The sequence below is a fragment of the Micromonospora sp. NPDC004551 genome, assembly GCF_040609975.1.
In the GTDB taxonomy this organism is placed as follows: Bacteria; Actinomycetota; Actinomycetes; order Mycobacteriales; family Micromonosporaceae; genus Micromonospora.
In genome coordinates, this window is the sequence record NZ_JBEXLM010000045.1 from 1 (window position 1) to 26,568 (window position 26,568).

Consider the following 26,568-nt stretch of genomic DNA (forward strand, 5'->3'; position numbering starts at 1 on the left):
TTATTATGTTTTTTGTTCTGTGTTTTCAGGTGGTTTCATCTCCCTTCCCGCGCCCTGTCCCCGCCCCCCCCCCCCCCGCGCGGCCGGCGGCGCTCCCGGTACCGGGAGCGCCGCCGGCCCGTGTCAGAACGCCGTGACGCTCGCCGGGGCCCGCTCCGCCCGGCTGAGCGCGCGCAGCACGGCGGGCTGCCCGTGCCGGCGTACGGCCAGCCGGGTGAGCAGGGCGAGGACCGGGTCCAGCACCTCGGCCGGCAGCTCCGGGGTGGGCACGCCGACGCTGACCGCCAGGTCGTCGGAGTGCACGGCCAGCTCCATCAGCCGCGTGGTGAGGTAGTCGTCCAGGGTCAGCGACCACGGTCCCCGGGCCAGGTGCACCACCCGTCCCGCGGGTTCGAGCGCCAGCGCGGCGGCCAACCGGTCCACCGTGGAGTCGACCGTCGCGCGCAGCGCGTCGGGACCGTCGGCGGCGACCCGCTCCCCGGAGCTGCGGATGCCCACGTTCACCTCGTCGTCCACCGCCGCGCCGATCCAGGTGCCCCGGGCGTAGTGGTCGAGCAGGCCGATCGGCTCGCCCGGCGGGACCGGCTCGGCGAGCACCCCGGGTACGGCGAGGACCTGGAAGGCCAGGTGGCCGGCCAGCCCGCCGACCCGGAACTCGGCGAGGGCGCTCGGGGTGTCCCAGCGGGTGGCCACGGCCGGCTCGGCGAGCAGCGCCGCGGCCGAGCGGGCGGCGGTCAGGTAGGCGGTCCGGATCGGGTGCATCGGCGTACCCCTCTCGTCGCGTTCGGGAGGCCGAGCGTACTGACCAAGATCGGTGGCCGTCCCCGGGACATCCGGGGACGGCCACCGTGCGTGCGGGGTCAGCGGGCGGTGCAGGAGAGCGTCGGCGCGCGGTTGCCGGCCGTGTACGTGCCGGTGAAGCCGGCCGTGGTGACCGCACCGACGCCGAGGTTGCCGTTCCAGCCGGCGTCCCGGACCGTCACGGCCGATCCGGTCTGCGTGTACGACCCGTTCCACATCTGGGTGATCTTCTGGCCGTCGGGGAAGGTCCAGGCCACCGTCCAGCCGGCGATCGGGGCGGTGCCGGAGTTGCGCACCGTCACCTCGCCCTGGAAGCCGCCCGGCCACGAGTTGGTCACCGCGTAGGTGGCCGTGCAGCCGATGCCGGTCGGCGTCGGGCCGGGCGTGGTGGGCGTCGGGCCCGGCGTGGTCGGAGTAGGGCCGGGCGTGGTGGGCGTCGGGCCGGGCGTGGTGGGCGTCGGGCCGGGCGTGCCGCCGAGCCGGTCCGCCACCAGGATGCCCCGGCCGTTGGTGCCGAGGTAGACCCGGCCGTGGACGCGCGGGTCGCCGGTGAGCGCCTCGCCCGCGTTGCCGTACTGGTGCTGGTCGTCGTTGATCCGCACCCAGGCCGCGCCGGCGTTGTCGGAGCGGTAGACGCCGTGCGTGCCGTCGACGGTGCCGACCGTGAACAGCGCGGGGTACGTCTGCCCCGGGGCCGCCCTGCCGAAGCCCACGTTGACCGCCGAGGTGACGCCGGACAGCTTCGTGAAGCTCGCGCCGGAGTCCGTCGAGTGCCACAGCCCGCCCTCGCCGGCCAGCCAGACGTCGCCCTCCCGGCCCGGCAGGGCCTTGAACTTGACCCCGGTGGTGGGCAGCCCGCTCGCTGCGGTGGCGGTGAAGCTCGCGCCGCCGTTGGCGCTGACGTAGAACCGGCCGCCGCTGACGCCGTAGAACTTGTTCGGGTTGACCCGGTCGGACTCGACGACCGCGTTGGCCGGGATGCCCGTCGCCGCCGTCCACGAGGTGCCGAAGCCGACCGAGCGGACCACCTGCTGGCCGGCGTCGCCCGGTGCCCAGACGAACATGCTGCCGTCGGCGGAGGCGGCCACCGTGCCGCCGCTGTCGATCCCGGACGGCTCGCTGCCCTGGAACCAGTTCGCCCCGCCGTCGGTGGAGAACGCGACGTGGCTGTCGTCGGGGCGGTCCGCTTCGGTGAAGTCGCCGGCCCGGACCAGCACGGCCGGCTTGGTCTCGGCGTAGTCGAGGCTCGTGGTGCTGGTGAAGGTCGGCTGGGTGAACATCATGGGCGGCACGGCGTTCAGGTCGGTGTGGCGGAAGCCGCCGATGTCACCGAGCGCGCTGACCAGCGGCGCGCCCGACGGCGGGCTGACCAGGTCGAGCACCGCGGTCTCCTCCAGACCCCGGACCATCGGCCGGACGGTGAACTGGCCGCCGGTGTCCCACTTCGTCAGCTCGGTGGTGCCGTAGATGGTCGCGCCGGTGCCGTACATCATCCGGTTGCTGTCGAACGGGTCGATCTCCAGCGACTCGTTCATCCAGCCCAGCTTCGGGCTCTCCTCCGGCGGGGACGGATTGCTGCCGAAGGTCAGCCAGGGCACCGAGGAGACGTCCATGGTGTACTTCTTCGTGCGGTCGGGGTAACCGGCGAAGTCCCAGATCCGGGTCCAGGTGGCGCCCCCGTCGGTGCTGCGCCAGAAGACGGCGTCCGGCCACCAGGAGACCTGGGTGGCCACCATCAGGGTGTTCGGGTGCTGGCGGTCGATGGTCAGCCCGGAGTAGCCGAAGTAGGCGTCGGCGCTCGACGACGGGACCGGGCTGATCTGGGTCCAGGCGCCGGTGGCGCGGGTGAACTTCCACACGTCGCCCTTGCCGCCGTCGTACGGGCCGCCGGTGTCGCTGGTGGCGATGTAGAGGTAGCCGCCGACCGGGTCCACCACCCCCTTGTGGGCCAGGTAGCCGGTGGGCTGGCCGGGGATCCGCTCCCAGGTGGCGCCGCCGTCGGTGCTCCGGTAGACCGGGTTCTGCTTGTCGGCCACGCCCACGTAGACGGTCCGGGTGGCGCTGCCGGGCGTACCCGTGCTCTTGTCGAAGCTGACCCAGGTCAGGCCCTGGTTCTGGCTCTGGTAGCCGGAACTGTCGTTCGGGTCGGCCCGGTAGTTGCCGACGTTGGGGAAGTTGGTCACCTTGGCCCAGGTGACCCCGTAGTCGGTGCTGCGCCACAGGCCGTTGCCGCCCTCGGCGCCGTAGTAGACGATGCTGTTCCGGTTCGGGTCCACGGCGAGGCGCTCGCCCATGCCGCGGCCGGGCATGTTGCCGCCGTTCTTGAACGGCAGCGCGGTGGCCTGCCAGGTGGCGCCCTTGTCGGTGGACCGCAGGATCGCCCCGTTGTTCGGGTCCCAGTCGTTGGTGTACATCCCGACCGCGGCGTACACCCGGTTGGTCTGCACCGGATCGGTGGCGAGGCTGACCACGCCGTTCCAGCCCCACCGGTCGGCATCCACCCAGTCCAGCAGCGGCGTCCACAACTGGGTCGACTGCTCCCAGCGGTACGCCCCGCCGATGTCGGTGCGCGCGTAGATCAGGTTCTTCTCGGTCTGGTTGAAGACGATGCCGGGGACGAAGCCACCGCCGTCGATCCGGACGTTCTTCCAGCTGTACTGCTCGGCCGAGGCGGCGGCGGCCGGGGTGGCGGGTGCGGCGGCGAACTGCACGACGGCGGCCGCGGTGGCGGCCAGCGCCGCGGCGGCCACGCCGGCGAGACTTCTGCGCATGGGCGGTTCCTCTCGGTTGCCCGGTGGTGGGACGGGAGCGGCGAGGCATATTCACACTAGTCGATGATGGAAGCGCTCCCAAGCCCCGCGTTCCCACCCGGATCGGGTGAGGGCGGGTCACCCGGGGTCCGCGCAGGATCGGGGTTGCGGGACTCCGTGCCGGTGGCGGAGCCCGGCGCACCGCGAACCGACCCCGGGAGGGAGCCAGCATGGCCACCGCGACGACCACCCGCACCGACCAGGAGATCCAGACCGCCGTCCTCGACGAGCTGACCTGGGAGCCCCGGGTACGCCCCACCGAGATCGGGGTGACCGTCACCGAAGGGGTGGTGACCCTGGCCGGCTCGGTGGACAGCTACGCCAAGAAGTGGGCCGCCGAGCGGGCCGCGCACCGGGTGCCCCGGGTGCGGGCGGTCGCCAACGACATCGCCGTCCGGATCGCCACCTCGGCCGAGAAGAGCGATCCGGAGATCGCCACGGCGGCCGGCCGGGCCCTGGAGTGGGACGCGTTCGTGCCCATCGAGGCGCTCGACGTGACCGTCGCCGACGGCTGGGTCACCCTGCACGGCGAGGTCGAGTGGGAGTACCAGCGCCGGGCCGCCGAGCGCTCCGTCGCCCGGCTCACCGGCGTACGCGGGGTGAGCAACGGCATCACCGTGCGGCCCAGCGCCCGCCCCGACGGACGCGACCTGGCCGAGCGGATCGTGGACGCGCTGGCCCGCAGCGGCGCCACCGAGGCGGAGGGGATCAGCGTCCGGGTGCACGGCGACACGGTGCTGCTGGACGGGCTGGTCCACTCGCCCGGCGAGCGCGCGGAGATCGAACGGGTGGTGTGGAGCGCGCCCGGCATCCGGGAGGTGCAGAACCGCGTGACCGTGGGCCGGTGACACGGACCACCCGGGCCGGGTGATCCCGGCTCACCCGGGCGCGGGCGAGGCTGGGAACCATGACTGATCCGAACGCCACGCCGGATCGGCGGGTGATGGCCCGATGACCACGCCACTGCAGGTCACCACCGCCCGGCTGCGGCTCCCGGTGACCGGGACGGACCACGCCCGCGGGCCGGCCGACGCGCCGGTCACCCTCGTCGAGTACGGGGACTTCCAGTGCCGGTTCTGCGGGGCCGCGTACACCAACCTGGCCGAGGTGCTGCGCCAGCGCGCCGACACGGTCCGGCTGGTCTACCGGCACTTCCCCATCGCCAACGTCCACCCGTACGCGGAGAGCGCCGCGGAGACCGCCGAGGCAGCCGGCCGGCGGGGCCGGTTCTGGGAGATGCACGACTGGCTCTACGAGCACCAGGACCAGCTGGATCCGGTGCACCTGTCGCTCGGCGTGGAGCAGCTCGGGCTGCCGCCCGACGAGGTCGGCGCGGAGGTCGGGCGGCACGCCCACGCCGACCGGGTCCGGCAGGACTTCGTCGGCGGCATCCGCAGCGGGGTCGACGCGACCCCGACGCTCTTCGTCAACGAGGTGCGTCACGACGGCGGGTACGACCTGGCGGAGCTGCTGGCCGCCGTGGACGCCGCCGCGAACGCCTGACGCCGGACACCGTCAGATCAGCCGCAGCTCACGCGCCCGCCGGACGGCCTCCCGCCGGCGGGTCGCGTCGAGCTTGCGGTAGATGTTGCGCACGTGGGTCTTCACCGTGTTGACCGACAGCGACAGCTCGCCGGCGATCTCCACGTTGGACAGGATGCTCTGCAGGTAGCGCAGGATGGTCAGCTCCCGCTCGGTGAGCGGCTCGTCCAAAGTCCGCTCCGGGCCGGACGGACGCTCCGGCGACTCGTCGGCCCGCCGCTCGTCGGCCCCACGGACCAGGTCGTTCACCGTCGCCCAGTGGGCGGTGCCGGCGTCGAGGTGCGCGGCGAGCAGGTCCCGGACGGCCGGCTCGGCGCGGGTGAACACCCGCCGGAAGCCCTCCGGCTCGGCCAGGTCGAGCACCTGCTCCAGGATCCGCCCGGCCCGGCGATCGTCACCGGCCGCGCCGGTCAGCACCGCGTCGAGCAACCCGGCGGCGAGCCGCACGGACAACGGCCAGGCGTCCGCGTCCGGGCCGGTCCAGTCGGGCAGCGCCCGGCCGGCCGCGCGCGCGTCGCCGACCCCGAGCCGTACCCGGGCCAGCGCCACGTCCAGGGCGGCCGGCCCACCGCCCACACCGCCCGGCTCCCGGCCGCCCGGCTCCCGGCCGCCCGGCTCCCGGCCGCCCGGCTCCGGGGCGGTCGGGTGCGACGGGTCGGGCGTGGTCACCGCGTCGGTCGTGCCGGCTCCCGCCTCGGTGAGCAGGGCACGCGCGCCGTTCAGGTCCCCGACGGCGGCGCGCAGCTCGGCCTCGTCGGCCACCAGCCGGGCGCCCAACTCGGGGCCGGGCGCGGTCTCCCGCGCCGCCGCAAGGGCGCGCAGCGCCGCGGCCGGGTCACCGCCGGCGGCCAGCAGGCCGGCCCGGCAGAGCGCGGCCAGCGCCGCACCGCCCGGCTCCGTGGTCGCCGGACCGGCCAGGGCCAGGTGGGCCGCGGCCTCCGCCGGCTCGTCCCGGTCCCAGGCCACCAGGGCCAGCGTGAGGTACGCGTACCCGCAGTCCAGCCGCGAGGACCAGCCCTCGCAGGGTGGCAGGGCCAGCGCCTCCCGGGCGGTGCGTTCGGCGGACCGCAGCGCGCCGTGCGCCGCGTCCAGCAGGGCCGACCGGCTGGCGCAGACCACCTCGGTACGCGGCCGGCCGGCCCGCCGCGCCGCCGCCAGCGCGCCGGAGAAGTGCCCGGCCGCCTCGGTCAGCTGCCCCTCGGCCAGCGCCACCAGCCCCAGCGCGGCGCCGGCGACCGCCCGCACGTCGGCCTCCTCCGCAGCCCCGGCACGCGGGTCGTCCCCGGGGCCGGTCGGCACCGCGGTGGCGAGCAACCGCCCGGCCGCCCGGCGTACCTCGTCGTGGTCACCGACGAGCCGGGCCAGGGTCAGCTCCACCGCGGTGGCCAGCCGCCGGAACCGGTCCCGCCGCGGCGCGGGCAGGTCCCGGGCGTGCTCGGCGGCCGCCCGCAACCGCACCGCGGCCGCCTCGGCGTCCCCGGCGTACGCCCGCTCGGCCGCGCCGGCCAGCGCCAGCTCGGGATCGCGGCGCACCGCCTCGACCGGCGGCTCGGGCGGGGCCGGTGCCACCGGCCGGTCCCGCTCGTACGGCGCCAGCTCCGGCCAGCGGGCGATCAGCAGCTCGGTGGCGGCGTCCCACTCGCCACCGGCCAGCGCGTGCCGCAGCGCCTCGGCCGGCCGGTCGTGGCCCGCGTACCAGCCGGCGGCGCGCCCGTGCAGCTCGCGCAGCTCGTCGGCGGGGAGCCGGTCCAGCTCGTCGCGGAGCAGGTCGGCCAGGAGGGGGTGGCACCGGTACCAGGGCGGGCTGCCCCCGTCCTGCTCGACGAAGCCGCCCTCCCGGGCCAGGTCGGCCAGCACCTGGCCGGCGTCGGGCCGCCCGGTCAGCGCGTCGGCCAGGTCGCCGCAGACCGCGGCGGCCACCGCGCTGCGGCGCAGCACGTCCCGGGCGGCCGGGTCCAGTGGCGCGAGCACCTCGTCGCGCAGGTAGCCGGCGACGTCCGGCCGGTCACCGGCGAACGCGTCGACCGCGCGGGCCGGGTCCGCCTGGGCCCGCAGCGCCAGCGCGGCGAAGCGCAGACCGGCGGGCCAGCCCCCGGTCCGATCGGCCAGCCGGGGCACCGCCGCGGCCGGCAGCGGCACGCCGTGCGCGACCAGCAGGTCGGCCACCTCGTCGGGGGTGAACGCCAGCTCGCCGGGGCCGACCTCGGTCAGCTCCCCGGCCAGCCGCCACCGGTGCAGGGCCAGCGGCGGGTCGGTCCGCGCTCCGGCCACCAGCCGCAGCCGTCCCTCGGTGTGCCGGAGCAGGAACTCCAGCCCGGTGAGCGCGGCCGGGTCGGTCACCCGGTGGAGGTCGTCCAGGACCAGCAGCACCGGACGCTCCCGGGCGGCGAGCGCCGCGGCGAGCAGCTCCAGCTGATCCGGCCGGGGCGGCCCGTCCGGCACCGGCGGCCGGGGCCCCTCGTCCGGGACGCCCTCGGCCGCCGCCCGCAGCGCCGCCGCCAGGTAGGCCCAGAGCCGCTCGCCGGTGTCGCCCTCCTCCACGGTCACCCAGGCCGGGGGCGGCTCGGCCCGTACGGACCGGGCCCAGGTGGCGAGCAGCGTGGTCTTGCCCCAGCCGGCGGGTGCGAGGACCAGGGTGACCGGCCCGGCGGCGCCCTGGTCGAGCCGGTCCAGCAGCCGGGGCCGGACCAGCACCGGCTCGGGCAGCGCGGCCGGTGCCAGCCGGGACGCCAGCAGCGGCGCGCCCACCACGCCGAGGCCGCCCGCCGAACCGCCCCCGGCCGGCGCCCCGCCGATCCCCGCCGAATCGCCTGCCGCCGGCACCCCGCCGATCCCCGCCGCGTTGGCGCTGCCCGGTGCTCCGCCGGCCCCCGCTGCGCCGACGGCGCTCGGGACGGGCGGTGGCGGGTCGGCGACGTCCGTCGCCCCGGTGCTGTCGGTCGGTGTCGCGGCGACCTCGACGCGGTCAGCCTCCTGCGGCATGCGGCCCCTCCCCCGGTCGGTGCGGGCAGCGGTTACCCGGCCCGGGCCGGTTCACCCCTTCGGGGCGAGCCCCGGTCACCCGACCCGGCCGCAGGCTGGAGGCACGCGGGCGGCCGGCCGCACGGAAGCCGGCCGCCCGGGACCCCGGACGACGGGAGGGTCGGGTGGGACGGCTGGTGCGGCTGACCGGCGGCGGGCTCGCCGTCGCGGCGGCGGGTGCGCTCGCACACCGGCACCGGCACCGGCACCGGCGCCGACCGGCCGCGGCCGCGCCCGACCCGCGGCGCTGGCAGGTCGTGACGGTGGCCGGCCGGCCCGAGGAGGTGCTCCCGCCCGGGCGCCCGCCGGACCCGCTGCGGCGGCTCGGCGGCGCGGTCGAGCTGTCCTCGCGCCCGGCTCCCGGCGGGCGGGGCACCGAGCTGGCGGCCCGGCTGCCGGCCGGCGGGGCGGCACTGCCGGGGCTGGCCGCCCACCTGGTCGGCGACGACCCCGGCCGGTTCCTCCGCCAGGTGCTGCGCGAGACGAAACAGCTCGTGGAGACCGGGGAGGTGCTGCGGGCGGACCGGTCCCGGCTGGACCGGCCGGGCTGAGCCGGCCCTCGTCATCCCGTGATCCGGGCGGCCGGGGATGGCACACTCGGCGGATGCGCGACGACCGCCCGTACGACCTCGTCCTCTTCGGCGCCACCGGGTTCACCGGCGGCCTGACCGCCGAGTACCTGGCCCGGCACGCGCCGGACGGACTGCGCTGGGCGCTGGCCGGCCGCAACCCGGGCAAGCTGGCCGGGGTGCGGGAGCGGCTGGCCGCCATCGCGCCGGGTCTGGCCGAGCTGCCGCTGCTCACCGCCGACGTCACCGACCCGGCGTCGCTGCGCGCCGTGGCGGAGAGCGCCCGGGTGGTCGCCAGCACCGTCGGCCCGTACATCCACCACGGCGAGCCGCTGGTCGCGGCCTGTGCCGCCGCCGGCACCGACTACCTCGACATCACCGGCGAGCCGGAGTTCGTCGACCTCATGTACGTGCGGCACCACGCCGAGGCGGTGCGCACCGGAGCGCGGCTGGTGCACGCCTGCGGCTTCGACTCGATCCCGCACGACCTGGGCGTCTGGTACACCGTCAAGCAGTTGCGCGCCGACGGGCCGGTCACCGTGGACGGTTACGTTCGGGCCGGCGGGCGGTTCTCCGCCGGGACGTACCACTCGGCGCTGACCGCGTTCTCCCGCACCGGGGAGATGCGGCGGGCGGCCACGGCGCGCAAGGCGGTCGAGCCGCGGCCGGAGGGCCGCCGGGTCCGGGCGGTGCCCGGCCGGGTCGGCCGGGTCCGCGAGTTCGGCCAGTGGGCCGTGCCGCTGCCCACCATCGACCCGCAGGTGGTCCGCCGGTCGGCGGCGGCCCGGCCGGAGTACGGCCCGGACTTCCGCTACCGGCACTTCGCGGCGATGAAGCGGCTGCCCACCGTGCTCGTGGCCGGGGTGGGCCTGGCCGGGGTGGTCGGGCTGGTGAAGCTGCCGCCGTCTCGGCGCTGGCTGCTCGGGCGGCTCTCCTCCGGCCAGGGGCCGAGCGCCGAGCAGCGGGCGAAGTCGTGGTTCCGGGTCCGGTTCGTCGGCTCCGGCGGCGGCCGGACCGTACGCACCGAGGTGGCCGGCGGCGACCCCGGCTACGACGAGACCGCCAAGATGCTCGCCGAGTCCGCGCTCTGCCTGGCCCTCGACGACCTGCCCCCGACCGCCGGGCAGGTGACCCCGGTGACCGCGATGGGCGACGCCCTGCTCGACCGGCTGGTCCGGGCCGGGATCACGTTCCGGGTGCTGGGCGCTTGACCCTCGACCGGGTCGAGGGCCCAGGATCCGGCGTCGTGGAGAGCGAACTGCGCAGCATCGGCGAACTGGCCCGGGCCAGCGGCCTGACGGTGAGCGCGCTGCGGTTCTACGACCGGTCCGGCGTGCTGGTGCCGGCGCTGGTCGATCCGGCGACCGGCTACCGCTGGTACACCGACGACCAGGTGGCCCCGGCCCGTCTCGTCGCCGGGCTGCGCCGCGTCGGCATGCCGCTCGCCGGGATCGCCGAGGCGCTACGGCACCGGCACCGGCCGGCCATGGTGCACCGGCTGCTGGACGCGCACCTGCGCCGCCTGGAGGACGGTCTCGCCGACGCCCGCCGTGAGCTCTCCCGGATCCGCACCCTGATCGACCCGGAGGAGACCCCCGTGACCACCACCCGACTCGTGCTGTCCCGCGCCGACCTGGCCGCCGCGGTGGACGCCGTCCGGTTCGCCGTCGGCAGCGACCCGGAGCTCCCGGTGCTCTCCGGCGTGCTGCTGGAGGTCGAACCGGACGGCGTCCGGCTGGTCGCCACCGACCGGCACCGGCTCGCCGTGGCGCGGGTCGGCGGGAAGATCGACGGCCCGCCCGTCCGCGCGCTGCTGCCGGTGGACGCGGTGGACGAGCTGCGCGCCCTGCTCGACACCGGCGCCGGGATCACCCCGGAGGTGCACCTCACCGTGGCCCCGGACCGGGTGGTGGCCACGGTGGCCGGCCGGCCGGTGACCGCCGCGGCGCTCCCGTACGACTTCCCGGACTTCCGGCGGCTGCTGCACGGGCAGGTCGGCGCCGCACCCACCCACCGGATCCCGGTGGACGTTCCGGCGCTGCGGCGGGCGCTCACCGCCGAGAGGGCTCCGGTGCTGCTCCGCGAGTACGCGGGGACCGACCACGAGGTGGTGGTGCTCGGCCTGGACGACCGCGGCGGGCTGTGCGTGCTCGGCCCGGACGCACCGGACGGCCTGCGGGTGGGGGTGAACCGGGAGTACCTGCTCGACGCCCTGAACGCCGGTGGCCGGGGCCAGCTCGTGCTGGAGCTGGACGGGCCGATCGCCCCGCTGGCCGTGCGTCGCCCCGACGACGAGGACGTCTTCTCCATCCTCATGCCGGTGCGCCTCTGACCGGTCGTCCGGGTGCGGGGCGGGCGGAACGGGCCGCGACGGTAGCATCTGGTGGTCCCACCTGACTGCCTGGACGGAGGCGTACGGAGCAGCATGCTCGACATGGAGTTGATCCGGAAGGATCGCGAGGCGGTGGCGACCGCGCTGGCGAAGCGACTGGATCCCGCCGAGGTCAACCGGGCGCTGGACGACATCCAGCGGCTCGACCAGGAACGCCGCGCCCTCATCACGGAGATCGACGCCGAGCGGCAGCGCCGCAAGGCCGAGGCGCGCGCGTACGCGGAGGCGAAGCGGTCCGGCGCGACGCCGGAGCCGGTCGCGCCGGAGGCCGAGCGCAAGCAGCTCGCCGAGCTGGAGTCCCAGCTGGACGAGGTGCAGTCCCGGCTGCGCACCACCATGAGCGAGCTGCCCAACCTGCCCGCCGACGACGTGGTCGCCGGTGGCAAGGAGGCCAACCGGGTGGTGCGCACCTTCGGCGAGCCGCCGGCCGTCGAGAAGGTCCGGGACCACGTGGAGCTGAGCCGGGCGCTCGGTCTGGTCGACCACGAGCGCGGGGTGAAGCTCGGCGGCTCCGGCTTCTGGATGTACACGGGCCTCGGCGCCCGGCTGGAGTGGGCGCTGGTCAACTGGCTGATCGAGCAGAACATCCAGGCCGGCTACGAGTTCCTGCTCCCGCCGCACCTGCTCCTGGACAGCGCCGGCTTCGCGGCCGGCCAGTTCCCGAAGTTCTACGACGACGTCTACCACCTGGACAAGCAGTCCGCCCCGCGCGGCCAGTTCCTGCTGCCCACCGCGGAGACGGCGATCCTCGGCGCGTTCCAGGACGAGATCCTGGAGACCGCGAAGCTGCCGCTGAAGGCGTTCGCCTACACCCCGTGCTACCGGCGCGAGGCGGCCGGCTCGCACTCCGACGAGCGCGGCACGGTGCGCGGCCACCAGTTCAACAAGGTGGAGATCTTCCAGTTCACCCTGCCGGAGCAGGCGGGCGCCGCGCTGGAGGCCATGGTCGGCCACGTCGAGGGCCTGGTCGAGAAGCTGGGCCTGCACTTCCAGACCAGCCTCCTCGCGGCGGGCGACTCCAGCGCCGCCATGAAGAAGACCCTCGACGTCGAGGTCTGGATGCCGAGCACCGGCAAGTACAAGGAGGTGTCGTCGGTCTCCTGGGGCGGCGACTACCAGGCTCGCCGGGCGGCCATCCGCTACCGGGAGCCGGGCGGCAAGCAGACCCGCTTCGTGCACACCCTCAACGGCTCGGCGCTGGCCACCAGCCGGCTCTTCCCGGCCATCCTGGAGCAGTTCCAGCAGCCCGACGGCTCGGTCGTGGTGCCCGAGGTGCTCCGCGACAAGCTCGGCACGGACCGTCTCACCCCGGTCCGCTGACCGCCTGACGCGCGGCGGGGGTCGGCCCGTCCGGCCCCCGCCGTCGTCGCCGGCCAAGGCCGGCCGCGAGCAGCAGCAGCAGCAGCGCCAGGATGGCCGCGAGCAGGGCCGGACCGGCCGTGTCGAGCACGCGGACCAGAGCCTGCTGCACCTGGGCGGCCGCGCGCACGATCGGGTCGCCGAGGGCGTCGTGGTGGCCCTGGGCCAGGCGCACCTCGTACCAGCCGTACCAGGCGACGTAGCCGCCCGCGACCAGCAGCACCAGGCCGCTCAGGCGGGGCACCCACGCGCCGGCGCCGCGCAGCCGGGCCACCAGCCGGCCGCGCAGCAATGCCACGCCGAGCGCGGCCACCCCGACCACCAGGCCCATCCCGATCGCGTACGCGCCGAAGAGCGCCAGCCCGCGCAGCGTCGAGCCGGCCCGCAGGCTGGTCACCACGATCGCCAGGAACGGCGCGATGGAGCAGGTCAGCGAGGTCAGCGCGTACGCTGCCCCGAACAGGATCATGGCCGGCCAGGTGCGGGTGAGCCGGGGCGCCCGGGCGAACGGGCGCGGCGCGGGCAGCCGCCGGCCGGCGAGCAGCCAGGCGCCGGCCAGCGCCAGCAGCACGCCGAGGATCACGGTGAGCCAGGGCAGCCGGGGGCGCAGCCAGTCGGCCAGCGGGGCGACGGCCAGCCCGAAGGTGCCGAAGACCAGCGCGTACCCGAGGGTCAGCCCGGCGGTGGCGGTGAGCGCGCGGCCGACCGCGCCGCGACCGTCGGCGGGGCCGGCGACCAGCAGCGACAGGTACGCGGGCAGCATGGCGAAGCCGCACGGGTTGACCGCGGCGAGCATGCCCGCGGTCAGCGCGAGCAGCAGCCCGCCGGTCATCCCCGGGCCAGCGCGTCGACCTGCCGGGTCAGCGACTCCCCGTCCAGGAAGCCCTGGTGGACCACCCGGCCGTCGCGGTCGACGACCACGAACGTGCTCTGCTCGACCACCTCGAACCGCCGCCACAGCACGCCGGCCCGGTCGTCGAGCTGCGGAGTGCCGGCCAGCTCGAACTCCCTGACGAACTCCTTCATGGCCTTCTGCTCGCCCAGCCCCGCGACGCCCACGATCGGCACGGTGTCCCGGTACTTCGGTGCGATCTCGGCGATCGTCCACGCCTGGCTGGCGCAGGTGGCGCACCAGGGCGCCCAGAACCAGAGCACCACCGGCTTCCCGGCCAGGGCGGCGGCGCTGAACGCCGTACCGTCGAGGGTCTTCGCCGTGAACGACAGGGTCTCCGGCACGCGGGCCGGGACCACCGGGGCGGCTGGCGGCGCGGAGGCCGCCGGGGCGGCGGCCACCGCGCCGACCGGGGTGGCCGGCTCCGGCCCGACCGCGCAGGACACCGCGCCGGGCAGCGTGACGGCCAGCACGGCGGCGGTGGCCAGGCGGCGGGTGGTACGTGGGATCATCCGCGTCTCCTCCGGGTTGGGCTACTCGGCCTTGACCAGCCGGAGCGCGAGTTCGGGACAGACCTTGACCGCCTTGAGCGCGCCCTCCCGCAGCCAGGTGGGCACCGGGGTGGCGGGGAAGGCGGGGTAACCGTTGCCGTCGAGCCGGATGAAGTCCGGCACGACGTGGGCGCAGAGGCCGTGCCCGTCGCAGCGGGACCAGTCGAGGGTGAGCCTGCGCGGGTTGGCGTCGGGGGCGCCGGGCAGGCCCATGACGCCCTTGACCCGCTTGCCGCAGCCCTCGCCGGTGGCGTGCAGCCGCAGGTCCTCCGCGAACACCTCCATGGCGGACAGCGCGAACCGGGCGGTGCCGTCGGGGTGGCTGCACGCGCCGCGCCCCTTCACGTCGCCGGCCGCCGCGCGGACCACCTCGATCGGGGCGCTGCCGGAGACGGCCAGGTCGACGGCGCGGGCCAGGTCGGGCAGGCCCATCTTGCACGGGCCGCACTGCCCGGCGGACTCGCCGGCCAGGTAGCGGACCACCTGAGCGGCCTCGCCGAGCGGGCAGGTGTCGCGGCCCAGCGGGACGATGATGCCGGCGCCGAGCGCGCCGCCCACCGCGGCGAGCCCCTTGCGGGAGATCTCGGCCCGGTCCGCCGCCTCCGGCGTGATCCACTTGCCGTGGTAGCCGCCCATCAGGATGCCCGGCCCCTCGGGCACCTCGCAGAGCTCCAGGATCTCCCGCAGCGGGGTCCCGGCCGCGCACTCCACCACGGCGGGCCGCTTGGCCGCCCCGGTGACGGTGAGCAGCACGGTGCCCGGCTCGTCGTCGGTGCCGAGCGCGGCGTACTCGTACGGGCCGATCCGGGCGGCGACGGCGAGCTGGGCGTACGTCTCGGCGTTGGAGAGCAGGGTGGGCAGCCCGCCGACTCCGGAGTCGCTGGAGCGCTTCTTGGTGCCGGGCGGGATGTGCGGCAGCCCGTTGATCCCGTTGACCAGTGCGCCACCCTCACCGGAGATGAACCGGTGCGGCACGGTGACGATGGTGGTCGGCACCGGCATCCGGCGCTCCTGCAACGCCTCGGTGAGCGAGGGCCGGCCCACGTCGTCGTCGGCCACCCCGATCACGATCTCCTCGGCGTCCAGCGCGTACGCGGCCAGCGCGGCGCCGTCCAGGATGAGGTGCGGGGCCCGGGTGAGCAGCACCTTGTCCTTCCAGCTCGCCGGCTCCCCCTCGGTGGCGTTCACCACCACCACGGCGGCCAGGTCCTGCCGCTCGCAGGACTCCAGCACGGCACGCAGCTTGCGGGCGAACGGGAAGCCGGCCCCGCCCTTGCCCTTGAGGTCGATCGCCTCGGCGAGCCGGAGCAGGGCGGCCGGCTCGACCGGCCCGATCGGGCCGTGCACCTCCTCGTGTGCCAGCAGGTCGAGCCGGCCGAACTCGGCGAAGCCGGCGGTGAGCCGGGGCTCGCCGACGCAGGCCACCGGCGGCACGGTCGTGCGCATCACTTGGCCTCACCCCGCAGCCCGGCCCAGTACGCGCCGTCCACGGCGTCGGCGTTGGCCCGCTTGCGCCGGCTGGACCGGCTCTCGCCGGAGGCTCGCATGGCCCGCCGGGAGGCGAGGTCGACGAGGGTCGGGGTGTCGTCGACGAAGGCGTCGTCGGGGGCGTAGCGGGCCGGCGGGCGCCAGTAGTCCGGCTCCTCCGGCAGGTCCTCCTCCGCGCTGTGCCGGCCGCTGCCGCTGCGCGGCGCCGAGGAGATCGGGCTGCCCGAGATCGGACCGGCCGAGACGGGCTCGCCGGAGACCGGCCGGCTCTCCCAGCGGCGCGGGCTGTCCCACGGCTCCTCGGGCTCGTCGGTCCGGCGGGGCGGGGCCGAGTAGCGGGCGACCTCCGCCGGGGTGGAGTAGCGGGTGCCGGTGTCCGGCGGCGCCGAGTGCCGGCCCTCGCTCTCCGGCGGGGCCGAGTAGCGGGCGGCGGTCTCCTCCGTGCGCGACCGGCGGGCGGTCCGCCCCTCCTCGTCCCGGTACCGGCGGCCGGTCCGCTCGTCGTCGCGACGCCCGGCCACCGTCTCGCGCTCCTCGCGACGCCGGGCGACCGCTGCCGGCTCCGCGTCCCGGCGCCGGGCCGGGGAGACCGGCGCCTCGGCGCGCCGCCGGCCGGCCGCCGCGCGGACCGGCTCGCGCAACGTGCCGGGCTCCGGCACCACCGGTACGGCGAACCGCTCGGGATCGCGCCGCCGGGCCGTGCCGGCCGGCGCCGTCCAGGTGGCGGTGGCCCCTGCCCAGCGACCCTCGCGGCCCCGGCCGTCCTCCTTGGCGGCGGCCCGGCGGCGGGTCAGCCCGGCGAGCAGGCCGGTGCGCTCCTCCCCCTTGCCGGCCATCGCCTGGTTGAGCGCGGCGGCCTGGTGCTGCTCCCGGCTGCGCTTGCCGAGGTGGACGGAGAGACGGACCAGCAGCGCCACCACCACGAGCAGCACGCAGGCCAGATAGCTCAGCACCACCCAGGTCTTCGCCGCCCGGCCGGCGTTGAGCCCGTGGACCAGCGCGAACGGCCAGGAGACGTACGCCATGGAGTGCAGGGCCCGCCACATCCACCGCGGACCCGCGCCGGCGAACCGGACCCGGACGATGCCGGTCCAGAGCACGCCGACCATCAGCAGCGCGGCCACGGTGCCCAGCCCGACGTAGAGGCCCCGGCCGGCGACGAACGGCACCACCGCGTCGGTCGGCCCGGCGCGGCCGATCGCGACCTTGGTGATCACGTGGCACACCAGCCCGGCCACGCCGAGGATGCCGGTGGCCCGGTGCGCCGACTGAAGCAGCACCCGGTGCCGGATGAGCAGCACCAGCCGGTCGGTGGCGAGCAGACCCAGCATGACGGTGAGGCTGAGCGAGACCAGGGCGACGACCCCGGCGAAGAACTCGGTGAAGAAGAATCCGTACGAGTACATGACGGTGCCGGCGCCGGCCAGTTCGAGGCCGGCCCACGCGACGGCGAGCCCGGACGCGGTGAGCGCCACCATCGCGGATCTCGACATGGTCCGGGCACCACGGCTGCTGGTGGCGGTCCGGACGGTCGTCGCCTTCTCGTTCTGCTGTGCCCGGGCCATCTGCTCCTCGATCGTCTCGCGGCGGCGCCCCACCGGCCGACCCTGCTCCGCTCTCCAGTACGGACGGACGGCACGGCCGGATCACCTCCGGTGGCGAATTTCTCGGCCGGTCCGTCGAACCGTCCCGGCCCCGGGCGCGTGTAGCGCCAGACGCAACGACATATGTCCATGCGTTGACATTCCTTGCAACACGCTTGTAACCTTGCCGAAAATTTCAGGCCGGCTTGCAAGAACTCGGCACTGAAGCCTCCCCCGCACCGCACACCCCCGCAGGAGTCCCGATGCATCGACGTCGATGCCGTGCGGCCGCCGCCCTCGTCCTGGGCCTGGCCGCCGGCCTGCTCGTCCCGACCACCGTGGCGGCTCCCCCGGCCGCCGCGGCCACCCCCGGCAGCAAGAAGGTCATCGTCCAGCTCTTCGAGTGGAACTGGACCTCGGTGGCCAGCGAGTGCACGAGCACCCTCGGCCCGAAGGGCTACGGCTACGTCCAGGTTTCCCCGCCGCAGGAGCACGTCCGGGGCAACCAGTGGTGGGTGGCCTACCAGCCGGTCAGCTACCGGATCGAGTCCCGAAAGGGCACCCGCGCCCAGTTCCAGGCGATGGTGAACACCTGCCACAACGCCGGCGTGAAGGTGATCGTCGACGCGGTGGTCAACCACATGTCCGGCCAGGACAACGGCGGCACCGGGTGGGCCGGCAGCACCTTCGGCCACTACGACTACCCGGGCACCTACTCCAGCCAGGATTTCCACTACTGCGGCCGCAACGGCAACAACGACATCGCCAACTACGGCGACCGGTACGAGGTGCAGAACTGCGAACTGGTAAACCTCGCCGACCTGAAGACCGAGTCGGACTACGTGCGCACCCGGCTCGCCACGTACCTCAACGACCTGCTCTCGCTCGGCGTCGACGGATTCCGGCTGGACGCCAGCAAGCACATGCCGGCCGCGGACATCGCCGCGATCAAAGGCAAGCTGTCCCGGTCGGCGTACCTGGTGCAGGAGGTCATCTACGGCGCCGGTGAGCCGATCCAGCCGACCGAGTACACCGGCAACGGCGACGTGCACGAGTTCCGCTACGGCAAGGACCTGGCCCGGATGTTCAACAGCGAGCGGCTGGCGTACCTGCGGAACTTCGGCGAGTCCTGGGGCTACCTGCCCGGCGGCTCCGCGGTGGTCTTCACCGACAACCACGACACCCAGCGCGACGGCGGCGTGCTGACCTACCGCGACCGCGGCGAGTACGCCCTCGCGAACGCCTTCATGCTGGCCTGGCCGTACGGCACCCCGGCGGTGATGTCGAGCTACACCTTCAGCAACAAGGACCAGGGGCCGCCCTCGGACGCGAGCAACAAGACGTCGAACACCACCTGCTATTCGGGCTGGGAGTGCGAGCACCGCTGGCGGGTGATCGCCAACATGGTCGGCTTCGCCAACGCCACGCAGGGCGCCGGCGTGGCCAACTGGTACGACAACGGCTGGCAGCACATCGCGTTCAGCCGGGCCGGCAAGGGCTACCTCACCATCAACGACGAGGACTTCGCCGTCACCGGCCGCTCCTACTACACCGGCCTGCCGGCCGGCCGCTACTGCGACGTCGTCCACGGCGACTTCAGCAACGGTTCGTGCAGCGGTCCGGTGATCACCGTGGACGCCAACGGCTGGTTCCCCGCGACCGTCAACGCGCACGACGCGATCGCCATCCACATCGACGCGAAGCTGCCCTGACCAGGGACGACACCGGCCCCCGGCGCCGCCGTTCCGCGGCCCGGGGGCCGTACGCCCGATTACAGTGTCGATCGTGCTGTTTGACCGATTGTTCGCACGTGGGGCGTTCGGCTGGCTGCTCGCCGCCGTCGGCGTACCGGGGCTCCTGGTCGCCGCGCTGCTGGTCGGGCGGGCCCTCACCGGCGGTCCGGCCCCGGCGCCGGTCGGCGGCGCGCCCACCGCAGCGCTGCCGCCCGCCCCCGAGGAGGCGGTCCCGTCCCCCGCGGAGTCCGTGCCGGCCGCCGCACCCGCCCCGGACGACCTGCCGGTGGTCACCTACGACCCGGCGCCCGGTGGCTTCCCCGCCGACCCCGGTACGGCCGACATCCGGCCGCTGGCCGAGGGGCTCACGCCCATCCGGGAGGTGGCCGCGTACGACGCGCCGGGCGGCCGGCCGCTGGCCTTCCTCGCCCCCACCATCAGCGGCGTCGAGCTGACCGTGCCGATCGTCGAGCGGCGGGTGGGCTGGACCGCCGTCTTGCTGCCCTCGGCCAACCGGCGCATCGCCTGGCTGCCGGCCGGCGGCTGGAACACCGTCGCCCTGCCCGACCAGATCGTGGTGGAACGCCGCCCGCACCGGCTCACCTGGTACCGGGACGGCCAGGCCGTGCGCTCCTGGGAGGTAAGCCTCGGCGCGCCCGGCCAGTCGACGCCGCTCGGCCGCACCTTCGTGCTGGGCCGCACCCCTCCCCCGCAGGGCGTCTACGGCGGCGTGGACATCTTCGCCCTGGGCGCGATCCCCGACGACCCGGACGCGGTGCCGACCGGCCTGCGCGGCGCCCACATCGGACTGCACAGCTGGTACACCGACGACACGCTCGGGAAGAACGTCACCAACGGCTGCATCCGGCTCACCCGCAGCGGGCAGCGGCAGCTCCTCGCCGAGCTGCGTCCCGGCACCGCGGTCGTGGTCGTGGACCAGCTCCCCGCCCCGCCGGCCACCGCCTGAGCGGGCTCAGTCGCCGAGCAGCCAGCCGTTCTCCTCGGCTACCCGCACCGCGTCGGCCCGGTTGCGGGCGCCGGTCTTGCCGATCGCCGCGGACAGGTGGTTGCGCACCGTCCCCTCGGAGAGGTGCAGCGTCGCCGCCAGCTCCGCCACCGTCCCGCCGCCCCGGGCCGTACGAAGCACCTCGGTCTCCCGCTCGGTGAGCGGGCTCGACCCGGTGGCCAGGGTCTCCGCGGCGAGCGTCGGGTCGACCACCCGCAGCCCGGCGTGCACCCGGCGGACCGCGTCGGCGAGCTGCCGGGCCGGGGTGTCCTTGACCACGAAGCCGTTGGCGCCCGCCTCCATGGCCCGCCGCAGGTAGCCGGGGCGGCCGAAGGTGGTCACCACCAGCACGCGGCAGCCGGGCAGCGCGGCCCGCAGCGCCGCGGCCGCCGCGACCCCGTCGAGGCCGGGCATCTCCACGTCGAGCAGCGCCACGTCGGGCCGGGTGCGCAGCGCCTCTGGCACCACCTCGTCGCCCCGCCCCACCTCGGCCACGACGGTCAGGTCCGGCTCCAGCGACAGCAGCGCGGCGAGCGCGCCCCGGACCAGCGCCTGGTCGTCGGCGAGCAGCAGCCGGATCGGCTCGGTCATCCGGTCGTCCCCCGTTCGGTGTCGGGCAGGGTCACCCGGAGCAGGAAGCCACGACCGCCGCTCGGGCGCCCGAGGGTGACGGTCGCGTCCAGCCGCCGGGCCCGCTCGCGGAGCCCGACCAGGCCGTGGCCTGCCGCGTCCGGGTCGCCGGCCGGCCCCCGGCCGTCGTCGCGGATCTCCACGGCCGCCGGGTCGATCCGGATCTCGCAGCGCCGGGCGCCGCTGTGCCGGACCACGTTGGTCACCCCCTCGCGGACCGTCCAGCCGAACAGCTGGTCCCGTTCCGCGGGCAACGACGGCACCGTCTCCGGCAGGACCGCGACGATGCCCGCGGCGGCCAGCGCCGAGCGCGCGCCGGCCAGCTCCGTCGCCAGGTTCACCCCGCGGTACGCCCCGACGGTGCCCCGCACGTCGGCCAGCGCCTGCCGGGCCAGCCGCTCGATGTCGGCGACCTCGGTGGCCGCCCGGGCCGGGTCCAGCTCCAGCAGCCGCCCCGCCAGCTCCGCCTTGACCGCCACCACGGTCAGCGAGTGCCCGAGGATGTCATGCAGGTCCCGTGCGGTGCGGGCCCGCTCCTCGGCCACCGCGAGCCGGCCGATCTCCTGCTGCGCCGCCTGGAGGTCGGCGTTGCGCTGGGCCAGCCGGCTCACCCCGAACATGGCGAACGAGGCGAGCACGACGGCGAAGACCACGGTCCCCTCGGCCGCCCAGCCGGGCACCAGCGCCGCCGTGACCGGCGGGGTCAGCGCGGCCAGCACGACCACCAGCAGGGACTCCCAGATCGGCAGCAGGAACACCGCCGCGGCCGCCACGAAGACCAGTGTGGTCAGCCAGTCCCCCTCGGTGCCCGGGATGCCGGCGAGGCCGAGCCCAAGCAGCGCCGCCAGGGCCGTCCACGCCCGACCGCGCGGGATGTTCCGGTGCGCCTGCCGCCGGCCGCGCGCCCACTCGAACACCCAGACGTAGAGCACGCCGAAGGCGACGAGGGTGACCGCGCCCAGCACCCGGCGCCACACCTCGGGTTGGTGCAGTGCGGTGAGCAGCGGGATGTTGAGGAAGAAGAGCCAGACCGCGGCCAGGAGCCAGCCGGTGATCCGCCAACGGCGGCTCATCGGCTGGCTCGGCTGGCGCGGCAGGCCCACGGTGAACACGCTAACCTCCGCGGCGTCGCGTCAGACGCGGGTGGTGTCGCGGCGGAACAGCCGGGCCGCGCCGAGCCCGAAGAAGGCGGTCCAGGCGGCCACGTTGCCGACGGCCGCCCAGTCCATCCCGGCCCCGGTCAGCGGCGAGCGGGCGAGCTGGCCGACGCCGTACACCGGGGTGAACTTGGCGATCTGCTGCATGGCGTGGGGCAGGATGTCGAGCGGGACGAACAGGCCGCCGAGCATGGCCAGGATGGCCAGCGCCGGGCCCATGAACTGCATGACGTTCTCGGCCGGGGCCAGGTAGCCGACGAAGAGGCCCAGGGCGGCGAAGACGAGCGAGCCGATCCAGGCGGTCAGGCCGGACTCCACCCAGACGTGTGCCGGCAACCGCACCCCGGAGGCGGCGCCCACGGCGAACTCGACCAGCACGCCCAGCAGGCCGAGCACCATGGCGGTGGCCACCTTCGTGGCCACGTACGCGGCCGGGCGCAGCGGGGTGAGCCGCAACTGCCGGCTCCAGCCCAGCGCCCGCTCGGTGGCGACCGCCGCGCCGGCGCTGGTGGTGGCGACCATGGCCGCGTAGACGGCCAGGCTGATCATGATCCAGCCGGTGACCGGTAGGCCGTTGTCCAGGTTCTGCCCGCGCTGCGGCAGGCCGAACAGCAGGAAGAACACCGCCGGCATGACCAGGATGAAGATCAGCGTGCGGCGGTTGCGCAGCACCCGGCGGATCTCGATGCCGAGCACGGGGGCGGAGAAGCCGCCCAGGGCCGGGGGCCGGCGGTTCCCGGCCCGGTCGGTCGAGGTGGTGGCGGACGAGGTGGTGACGGTCATCTCAGGCTCCGGAGTCGGTCTCGGTCGGCGTCAGGCGGCGGTGGTCAGGGCGAGGAAGGCGTCCTCGAGGTTGCGCGAGGTGATCTCCAGGTCGCGGGCGTCGGTCCGGGTCAGCAGGTGCCGGGCCACGACGTCGGAGTCCTCGGTGTGCACGAGCACGGCGTCGCCGCGCACCTCGACCGACTGCACGCCGGGCAGTGCCGCGAGCACCGCCTGGTCGGCGCCCGGCAGGGTGGCCCGCACCACCCGGCCCGCGGCCAGGTTCTTGATCTCGGCGGTGGTGCCGTCGGCGACCACCCGGCCCTGGCGGACCAGCACGATCCGGTCCGCGTACGCGTCCGCCTCGTCCAGGTAGTGGGTGGCGAACAGGACGGTCCGGCCGGAGCGGGCGTCGGCCCGGATGGCCTGCCAGAAGTCCCGCCGCCCCTCGACGTCCATCCCGGTGGTCGGCTCGTCGAGCACCATGAGGTCGGGGTCGGGCAGCAGCGCCAGGGCGAAACGCAGCCGCTGCTGCTGGCCGCCGGAGCACTTGCCCACCGGGCGGTCGCCGATGTCGGCGATGCCGGCCCGCTCCAGCACTTCGGCGACCGGCCGGGACTGGCCGTAGAAGTGCGCGGTCATCCGTACCGTCTCGGCGACGGTGAGGTCCTTGAGCAGGCCGCCGGTCTGCATCACGGCGGCGACCCGGCCGAGCCGGACGGCGTCGGCGGGCGTGCCGCCGAAGACCCGGACGCTGCCGGCGTCCGGGCGGGCCAGCCCGAGCAGCATGTCCACGGTGGTGGTCTTGCCGGCGCCGTTGGGGCCGAGGAAGGCCACCACCTCGCCCGGTTCGATCCGCAGGCTGAGCCCGTCGACGGCGGTCACCGGGCCGAAGGTCTTGGTGAGTCCGGCCAGCTCGACGGCCGGTGCAGTGTCGGTCATGGCAACGATGCTCCGGGGCCCGGCGGTCCGGTCCCCGGAGCAGGCGTCATCTTCCGACCATGACATTTGTCAGGAGGCCGGCGGTCAGTGCCCGCCGGCACCCTCCCGGGCCCGGCGCGGCAGCAGGAACGCGCCGGCCACGGTGACCAGCAGCAGGCCCAGCTCGGCCAGCAGGGTGACCCGCACGGCGTGCGACACCGACTCGGTCAGCCCGTCGAAGAAGACCGTGCCGAGCAGCGCCACGCCGAGCGCGCCGCCGAGCTGCTGCACGGCGGTGAGCGTGCCGGACGCCGAGCCGGTCTCCGCCTCCTCGACTCCGGACAGCACGATGTCGAAGAAGGGCGCCATCACGAGGCCCATGCCGAAGCCGACCGCCAGCAGTGCGGGCGTCATCCGCCACGGGGTGACGTCGGCGCCGGCCACCGTGAGGGTGAGCAGCATCCCGGTGACGCCGGCCAGCACCACCGCGAGTCCCAGGTGGATGAGCCGCCGGCCGAGCCGCTGGGCCAGGCCGGCGCCGGCCAGCACGAAGGCGGCGACCATGCCGAGCGCCTGGGGCACCCCGGCCAGCCCGGCACGCAGCGGCGACCAGCCGAGCCCGAGCTGGAGGTAGAGGCTGAACACCAGCGAGAAGCCGGCCAGCGCGGTGAAGAAGGCCAGGCCCGCGACCAGCCCGCCGGTGAAGGCGCGGCGGCGGAACAGGGCGGGCACCACCAGCGGGTCGCGGCCGGCCCGCTGCCGGCGCTGCTCGTAGCGCGCGAAGACCGCCAGCACGACGACCGCGCCGGCCAGCATCCCGAAGCTCCATGCCGGCCAGCCCAGCTCGCGGCCCTGCACCAGCGGGTGGACCAGCAGGAACACCGCGATCGAGAGGAGCGCCACGCCGGGCAGGTCGAGCCGGCTGGCGTGGCCGGGGCGCGAGGCCGGCAGGAAGCGGGCCGCCCCGAGGGCGGCGAGCAGGCCGAGCGGGACGTTGATCAGGAAGATGGCGCGCCACCCGGTGCCGCCGAGGTCGGCGTCGACCAGCCAGCCCGCCAGGATCGGTCCGCCGACGGCGGAGATCCCCATCACCGGGCCGAACGCGCCGAAGGCGGCGGCGAGCTGCTCCGGCGGGAACATCTCCTTGATGAGTCCGAGCCCCTGCGGGAGGAGGAGTGCGCCGAGCAGGCCCTGCGCCGCCCGGGCGGCGATCAGGGTGCCGGGACCGCCGGCGAGCGCACAGGCGGCCGAGGCGGCGGTGAAGCCGAGCACGCCGACCAGGAACATCCGGCGCCGGCCATAGAGGTCGCCGAGGCGGCCGCCGGTGACCAGGCCGACGGCCATGGCGAGGGTGTATGCGGCGCCGATCCACTGGATGACGGTGGGCGAGCCACCGAGGTCGGCCCGGATCGCCGGACCGGCGAGGTTGGTGACCAGCACGTCGAGCAGGTCCATCACCTCGGCGGCGAGGATCACCGCGAGGGCGATCCAGCGCCAGCGATGGCCGGCGGCCGGTGGCGCCGCGGGCTGCGGCGCGGTGAGTTCGGTGGTCATGGGGGCCCCCGATCGGAAGCGAACAGCGTTCGTTAACGAACACCGTTCTATCAACGAACAGCGTTCGCGACAAGTACGATGTTCGAGTCCACCCGATCCGGAGGTCGTCCGTGAGCGAAACCCCCGCGCCCCCCTGGCGCACCCGGCCGCGCAGCCGGTCGGCCCGCCGGCCGCTGAGCCAGCAGGCCGTGGTCGACGCCGCCCTCGCCCTGATCAACCGGGAGGGCCTCGGCGCGCTGAGCATGCGGCGGGTGGCCCAGGAGCTGGGCACCGGCCCCGCCTCGCTCTACGCCCACGTCTCCGGCAAGGAGGAACTGCTCGAACTGCTGGTCGACCGGGCCAGCGCCGAGATCGTGGTGCCCGACCCGGAGCCCGCGCGGTGGACCGAACAGATCCGCGAGGTGGCCCTCCAGGCGTACCGGGTCTACGCCACCCACACCAACCTGGCGCTCGCGTCCCTCGCCACCATCCCGACCGGCCCCAACGCGCTGCGGGTCACCGAGGGCATGCTCGCCATCCTGCTGGCCGGCGGGGTGCCGCCCCGGCCGGCGGCCTGGTTCCTCGACCGGCTCTTCCTCTACATCGCCGGCGACGCCTACGAGGGCGCCCTGTACGCCGAGAAGGTCCGCGCCTCCGGGCAGGACCGGGAGACCTGGTGGGCCGGGCTGTACCAGCAGTTGCGCACCTACTACGGGAACCTGCCGGCCCGGACGTACCCGAACATCACGACGCACCTGGACGACCTCATGGAGGGCGGTGGCGACGAGCGCTTCCTGTTCGGTGTCGACCTGCTGATCCGGGGCGTCGCCACGCACGTCCCCGCCGGGAGTGAGCGCGGCCGGGCCGGGTAACCAGCGCCGACGTCAGTCGTCGCGGCACCGGGAGGTCAGGGCGTGAGCACACCGACGGCACGGGTCGACACCATCGTGCTCATCCACGGGCTGTGGATGACATCACGCAGCTGGGAACACTGGGTCGACCGCTACACGGCGCGCGGGTTCAAGGTGCTCACCCCCGCCTGGCCCGGGATGGACCAGGACGTCGAGCGGCTCCGGGAGGACCCGACGCCGATCGCCGCGCAGCGGATCACCCCCATCGTGGACCACTACGCGGAGATCATCCGGGGCCTGCCCCGGCCGCCGATCATCATGGGGCACTCGTTCGGCGGCCTCATCGCCCAACTGCTCATGGACCGCGGCCTCGGGGCCGCCGTCGTCGGCCTGCACCCGGTGGCCGTCAAGGGTGTGCTGAAGCTACCGCTCAGCACCCTGCGCTCCGGGTTCCCCATCCTGCGCAACCCGGCGAACCGGCACCGCGCGGTGCCGTTCACCCGCGAGGACTTCCGGTACACCTTCGGCAACACGATCAGCCCGGAGGCCTCCGACGCCGCCTGGGAGCGGTACGCGGTCCCCGCCGCCGGCCACGTCTTCTTCGAGGGGGCGTTCGCCAACCTGGACCCGAACTCGGCCATCGCGGCCGACACCACGCGGTCCGACCGGGCGCCGCTGCTCGTGACCACCGGAGGCGAGGACCACGTGGTGCCGCCGTCACTGGCGTCCGCCGCGGCCAACCTCTACCGGGGCTCGACGGCCATCACCAGCTACCGGGAGTTCCCGGGGCGGTCGCACTTCGTGGGCGGCGAGCCGGGCTGGGAGGAGGAGGCCGACTTCGCGCTGGAGTGGGCCGTGGAGGCCGCCAACGAGTTCTCGCCGACCGTGGTCAGCACGGCCCCCCGCCGCCCGTGACCCGGCCCCACGCCGTCCTGGTGTGGCTCCGCCCACGACGGGTATGACGGGG

22 protein-coding genes are annotated in these 26,568 nt (G+C 75.2%); 10 read left to right on the forward strand and 12 right to left on the reverse strand.

The window, feature by feature from the left end; genetic code table 11:
* Positions 1-123: 123 nt before the first annotated feature.
* Together ABZW14_RS31730 and ABZW14_RS31735 are read right to left on the reverse strand one after the other, a co-directional pair.
* The gene (locus ABZW14_RS31730) at positions 124-762 is read right to left on the reverse strand and encodes a maleylpyruvate isomerase N-terminal domain-containing protein (RefSeq protein WP_355354033.1); all 639 of its coding nucleotides are present in this window, start codon (positions 760-762) and stop codon (positions 124-126) included.
* A gap of 98 nt (positions 763-860) precedes the next feature.
* Entirely contained in the window at positions 861-3,572 is a 2,712-nt protein-coding gene (locus ABZW14_RS31735) for a cellulose binding domain-containing protein (protein WP_355354036.1), read from the reverse strand.
* 209 nt (positions 3,573-3,781) lie between these two features.
* Between ABZW14_RS31735 and ABZW14_RS31740 the strand changes: the two genes are divergently transcribed.
* Both ABZW14_RS31740 and ABZW14_RS31745 read left to right on the forward strand, forming a co-directional pair.
* On the forward strand, positions 3,782-4,459 hold the full coding sequence (locus ABZW14_RS31740) for a BON domain-containing protein (protein ID WP_355354039.1): 678 nt from the start codon (positions 3,782-3,784) through the stop codon (positions 4,457-4,459).
* A gap of 103 nt (positions 4,460-4,562) precedes the next feature.
* The gene (locus ABZW14_RS31745; RefSeq protein WP_355354042.1) at positions 4,563-5,114 is read left to right on the forward strand and encodes a thioredoxin domain-containing protein; all 552 of its coding nucleotides are present in this window, start codon (positions 4,563-4,565) and stop codon (positions 5,112-5,114) included.
* Positions 5,115-5,126: 12 nt separating this feature from the next.
* Here ABZW14_RS31745 and ABZW14_RS31750 read toward each other — a convergent pair whose 3' ends face one another.
* Positions 5,127-8,135 carry a LuxR C-terminal-related transcriptional regulator gene (locus ABZW14_RS31750; RefSeq protein WP_355354044.1) on the reverse strand — a complete coding sequence of 1,003 codons (3,009 nt, stop codon included), beginning with the start codon at positions 8,133-8,135 and terminating at the stop codon, positions 5,127-5,129.
* 164 nt (positions 8,136-8,299) lie between these two features.
* Here ABZW14_RS31750 and ABZW14_RS31755 point away from each other — a divergent pair, with 164 nt between their 5' ends.
* From ABZW14_RS31755 to serS, 4 genes are all read left to right on the forward strand, one after another.
* Positions 8,300-8,725 (forward strand): hypothetical protein, encoded by a 426-nt coding sequence (locus tag ABZW14_RS31755; protein ID WP_355354047.1) that lies wholly within the window; start codon positions 8,300-8,302, stop codon positions 8,723-8,725.
* A gap of 53 nt (positions 8,726-8,778) precedes the next feature.
* Positions 8,779-9,954 (forward strand): saccharopine dehydrogenase NADP-binding domain-containing protein, encoded by a 1,176-nt coding sequence (locus tag ABZW14_RS31760; RefSeq protein ID WP_355354050.1) that lies wholly within the window; start codon positions 8,779-8,781, stop codon positions 9,952-9,954.
* A gap of 47 nt (positions 9,955-10,001) precedes the next feature.
* On the forward strand, positions 10,002-11,075 hold the full coding sequence (locus tag ABZW14_RS31765) for a MerR family transcriptional regulator (protein WP_355354159.1): 1,074 nt from the start codon (positions 10,002-10,004) through the stop codon (positions 11,073-11,075).
* 93 nt (positions 11,076-11,168) lie between these two features.
* The gene (gene serS / locus ABZW14_RS31770) at positions 11,169-12,455 is read left to right on the forward strand and encodes a serine--tRNA ligase (RefSeq protein ID WP_355354053.1); all 1,287 of its coding nucleotides are present in this window, start codon (positions 11,169-11,171) and stop codon (positions 12,453-12,455) included.
* Here the strand turns inward: serS and ABZW14_RS31775 are convergent.
* From ABZW14_RS31775 to ABZW14_RS31790, 4 genes are read right to left on the reverse strand one after another with little or no spacing between them, the layout of a single operon-like run.
* Positions 12,439-13,326 (reverse strand): cytochrome c biogenesis CcdA family protein, encoded by an 888-nt coding sequence (locus ABZW14_RS31775; RefSeq protein WP_355354056.1) that lies wholly within the window; start codon positions 13,324-13,326, stop codon positions 12,439-12,441. The genes serS and ABZW14_RS31775 overlap by 17 nt on opposite strands.
* Positions 13,323-13,898, reverse strand: a complete 576-nt coding sequence (locus ABZW14_RS31780; RefSeq protein WP_355354059.1) for a redoxin domain-containing protein — start codon at positions 13,896-13,898, stop codon at positions 13,323-13,325. Before ABZW14_RS31780 ends, ABZW14_RS31775 begins: the two co-directional genes overlap by 4 nt.
* Positions 13,899-13,919: 21 nt before the next feature.
* On the reverse strand, positions 13,920-15,386 hold the full coding sequence (locus ABZW14_RS31785) for an NADH-ubiquinone oxidoreductase-F iron-sulfur binding region domain-containing protein (RefSeq protein ID WP_355354062.1): 1,467 nt from the start codon (positions 15,384-15,386) through the stop codon (positions 13,920-13,922).
* Positions 15,383-17,023, reverse strand: coding sequence for a hypothetical protein (locus ABZW14_RS31790; RefSeq protein ID WP_355354065.1), 1,641 nt, complete (start codon positions 17,021-17,023; stop codon positions 15,383-15,385). Before ABZW14_RS31790 ends, ABZW14_RS31785 begins: the two co-directional genes overlap by 4 nt.
* A gap of 248 nt (positions 17,024-17,271) precedes the next feature.
* Here ABZW14_RS31790 and ABZW14_RS31795 point away from each other — a divergent pair, with 248 nt between their 5' ends.
* Positions 17,272-18,720 carry an alpha-amylase family glycosyl hydrolase gene (locus ABZW14_RS31795; protein ID WP_355354068.1) on the forward strand — a complete coding sequence of 483 codons (1,449 nt, stop codon included), beginning with the start codon at positions 17,272-17,274 and terminating at the stop codon, positions 18,718-18,720.
* 73 nt (positions 18,721-18,793) lie between these two features.
* Positions 18,794-19,708, forward strand: a complete 915-nt coding sequence (locus ABZW14_RS31800) for a L,D-transpeptidase family protein (protein WP_355354071.1) — start codon at positions 18,794-18,796, stop codon at positions 19,706-19,708.
* A gap of 6 nt (positions 19,709-19,714) precedes the next feature.
* Here ABZW14_RS31800 and ABZW14_RS31805 read toward each other — a convergent pair whose 3' ends face one another.
* The 5 genes from ABZW14_RS31805 to ABZW14_RS31825 all read right to left on the reverse strand — a co-directional run bounded on the left by ABZW14_RS31805 (position 19,715) and on the right by ABZW14_RS31825 (position 24,771).
* The gene (locus ABZW14_RS31805) at positions 19,715-20,338 is read right to left on the reverse strand and encodes a response regulator transcription factor (RefSeq protein WP_355354074.1); all 624 of its coding nucleotides are present in this window, start codon (positions 20,336-20,338) and stop codon (positions 19,715-19,717) included.
* A complete protein-coding gene (locus ABZW14_RS31810) occupies positions 20,335-21,489 on the reverse strand; it encodes a sensor histidine kinase (protein WP_355354077.1) in 1,155 nt (384 codons plus the stop codon). Before ABZW14_RS31810 ends, ABZW14_RS31805 begins: the two co-directional genes overlap by 4 nt.
* Positions 21,490-21,510: 21 nt before the next feature.
* The gene (locus ABZW14_RS31815; protein WP_355354080.1) at positions 21,511-22,317 is read right to left on the reverse strand and encodes an ABC transporter permease; all 807 of its coding nucleotides are present in this window, start codon (positions 22,315-22,317) and stop codon (positions 21,511-21,513) included.
* Between the two features lie 30 nt (positions 22,318-22,347).
* A complete protein-coding gene (locus ABZW14_RS31820) occupies positions 22,348-23,238 on the reverse strand; it encodes an ABC transporter ATP-binding protein (protein ID WP_355354083.1) in 891 nt (296 codons plus the stop codon).
* A gap of 84 nt (positions 23,239-23,322) precedes the next feature.
* A complete protein-coding gene (locus ABZW14_RS31825) occupies positions 23,323-24,771 on the reverse strand; it encodes an MFS transporter (protein ID WP_355354086.1) in 1,449 nt (482 codons plus the stop codon).
* 110 nt (positions 24,772-24,881) lie between these two features.
* Between ABZW14_RS31825 and ABZW14_RS31830 the strand changes: the two genes are divergently transcribed.
* Both ABZW14_RS31830 and ABZW14_RS31835 read left to right on the forward strand, forming a co-directional pair.
* The gene (locus ABZW14_RS31830) at positions 24,882-25,622 is read left to right on the forward strand and encodes a TetR/AcrR family transcriptional regulator C-terminal domain-containing protein (protein WP_355354089.1); all 741 of its coding nucleotides are present in this window, start codon (positions 24,882-24,884) and stop codon (positions 25,620-25,622) included.
* A 42-nt stretch (positions 25,623-25,664) separates the two neighbouring features.
* The gene (locus ABZW14_RS31835; protein WP_355354092.1) at positions 25,665-26,516 is read left to right on the forward strand and encodes an alpha/beta fold hydrolase; all 852 of its coding nucleotides are present in this window, start codon (positions 25,665-25,667) and stop codon (positions 26,514-26,516) included.
* Positions 26,517-26,568 lie beyond the last annotated feature (52 nt).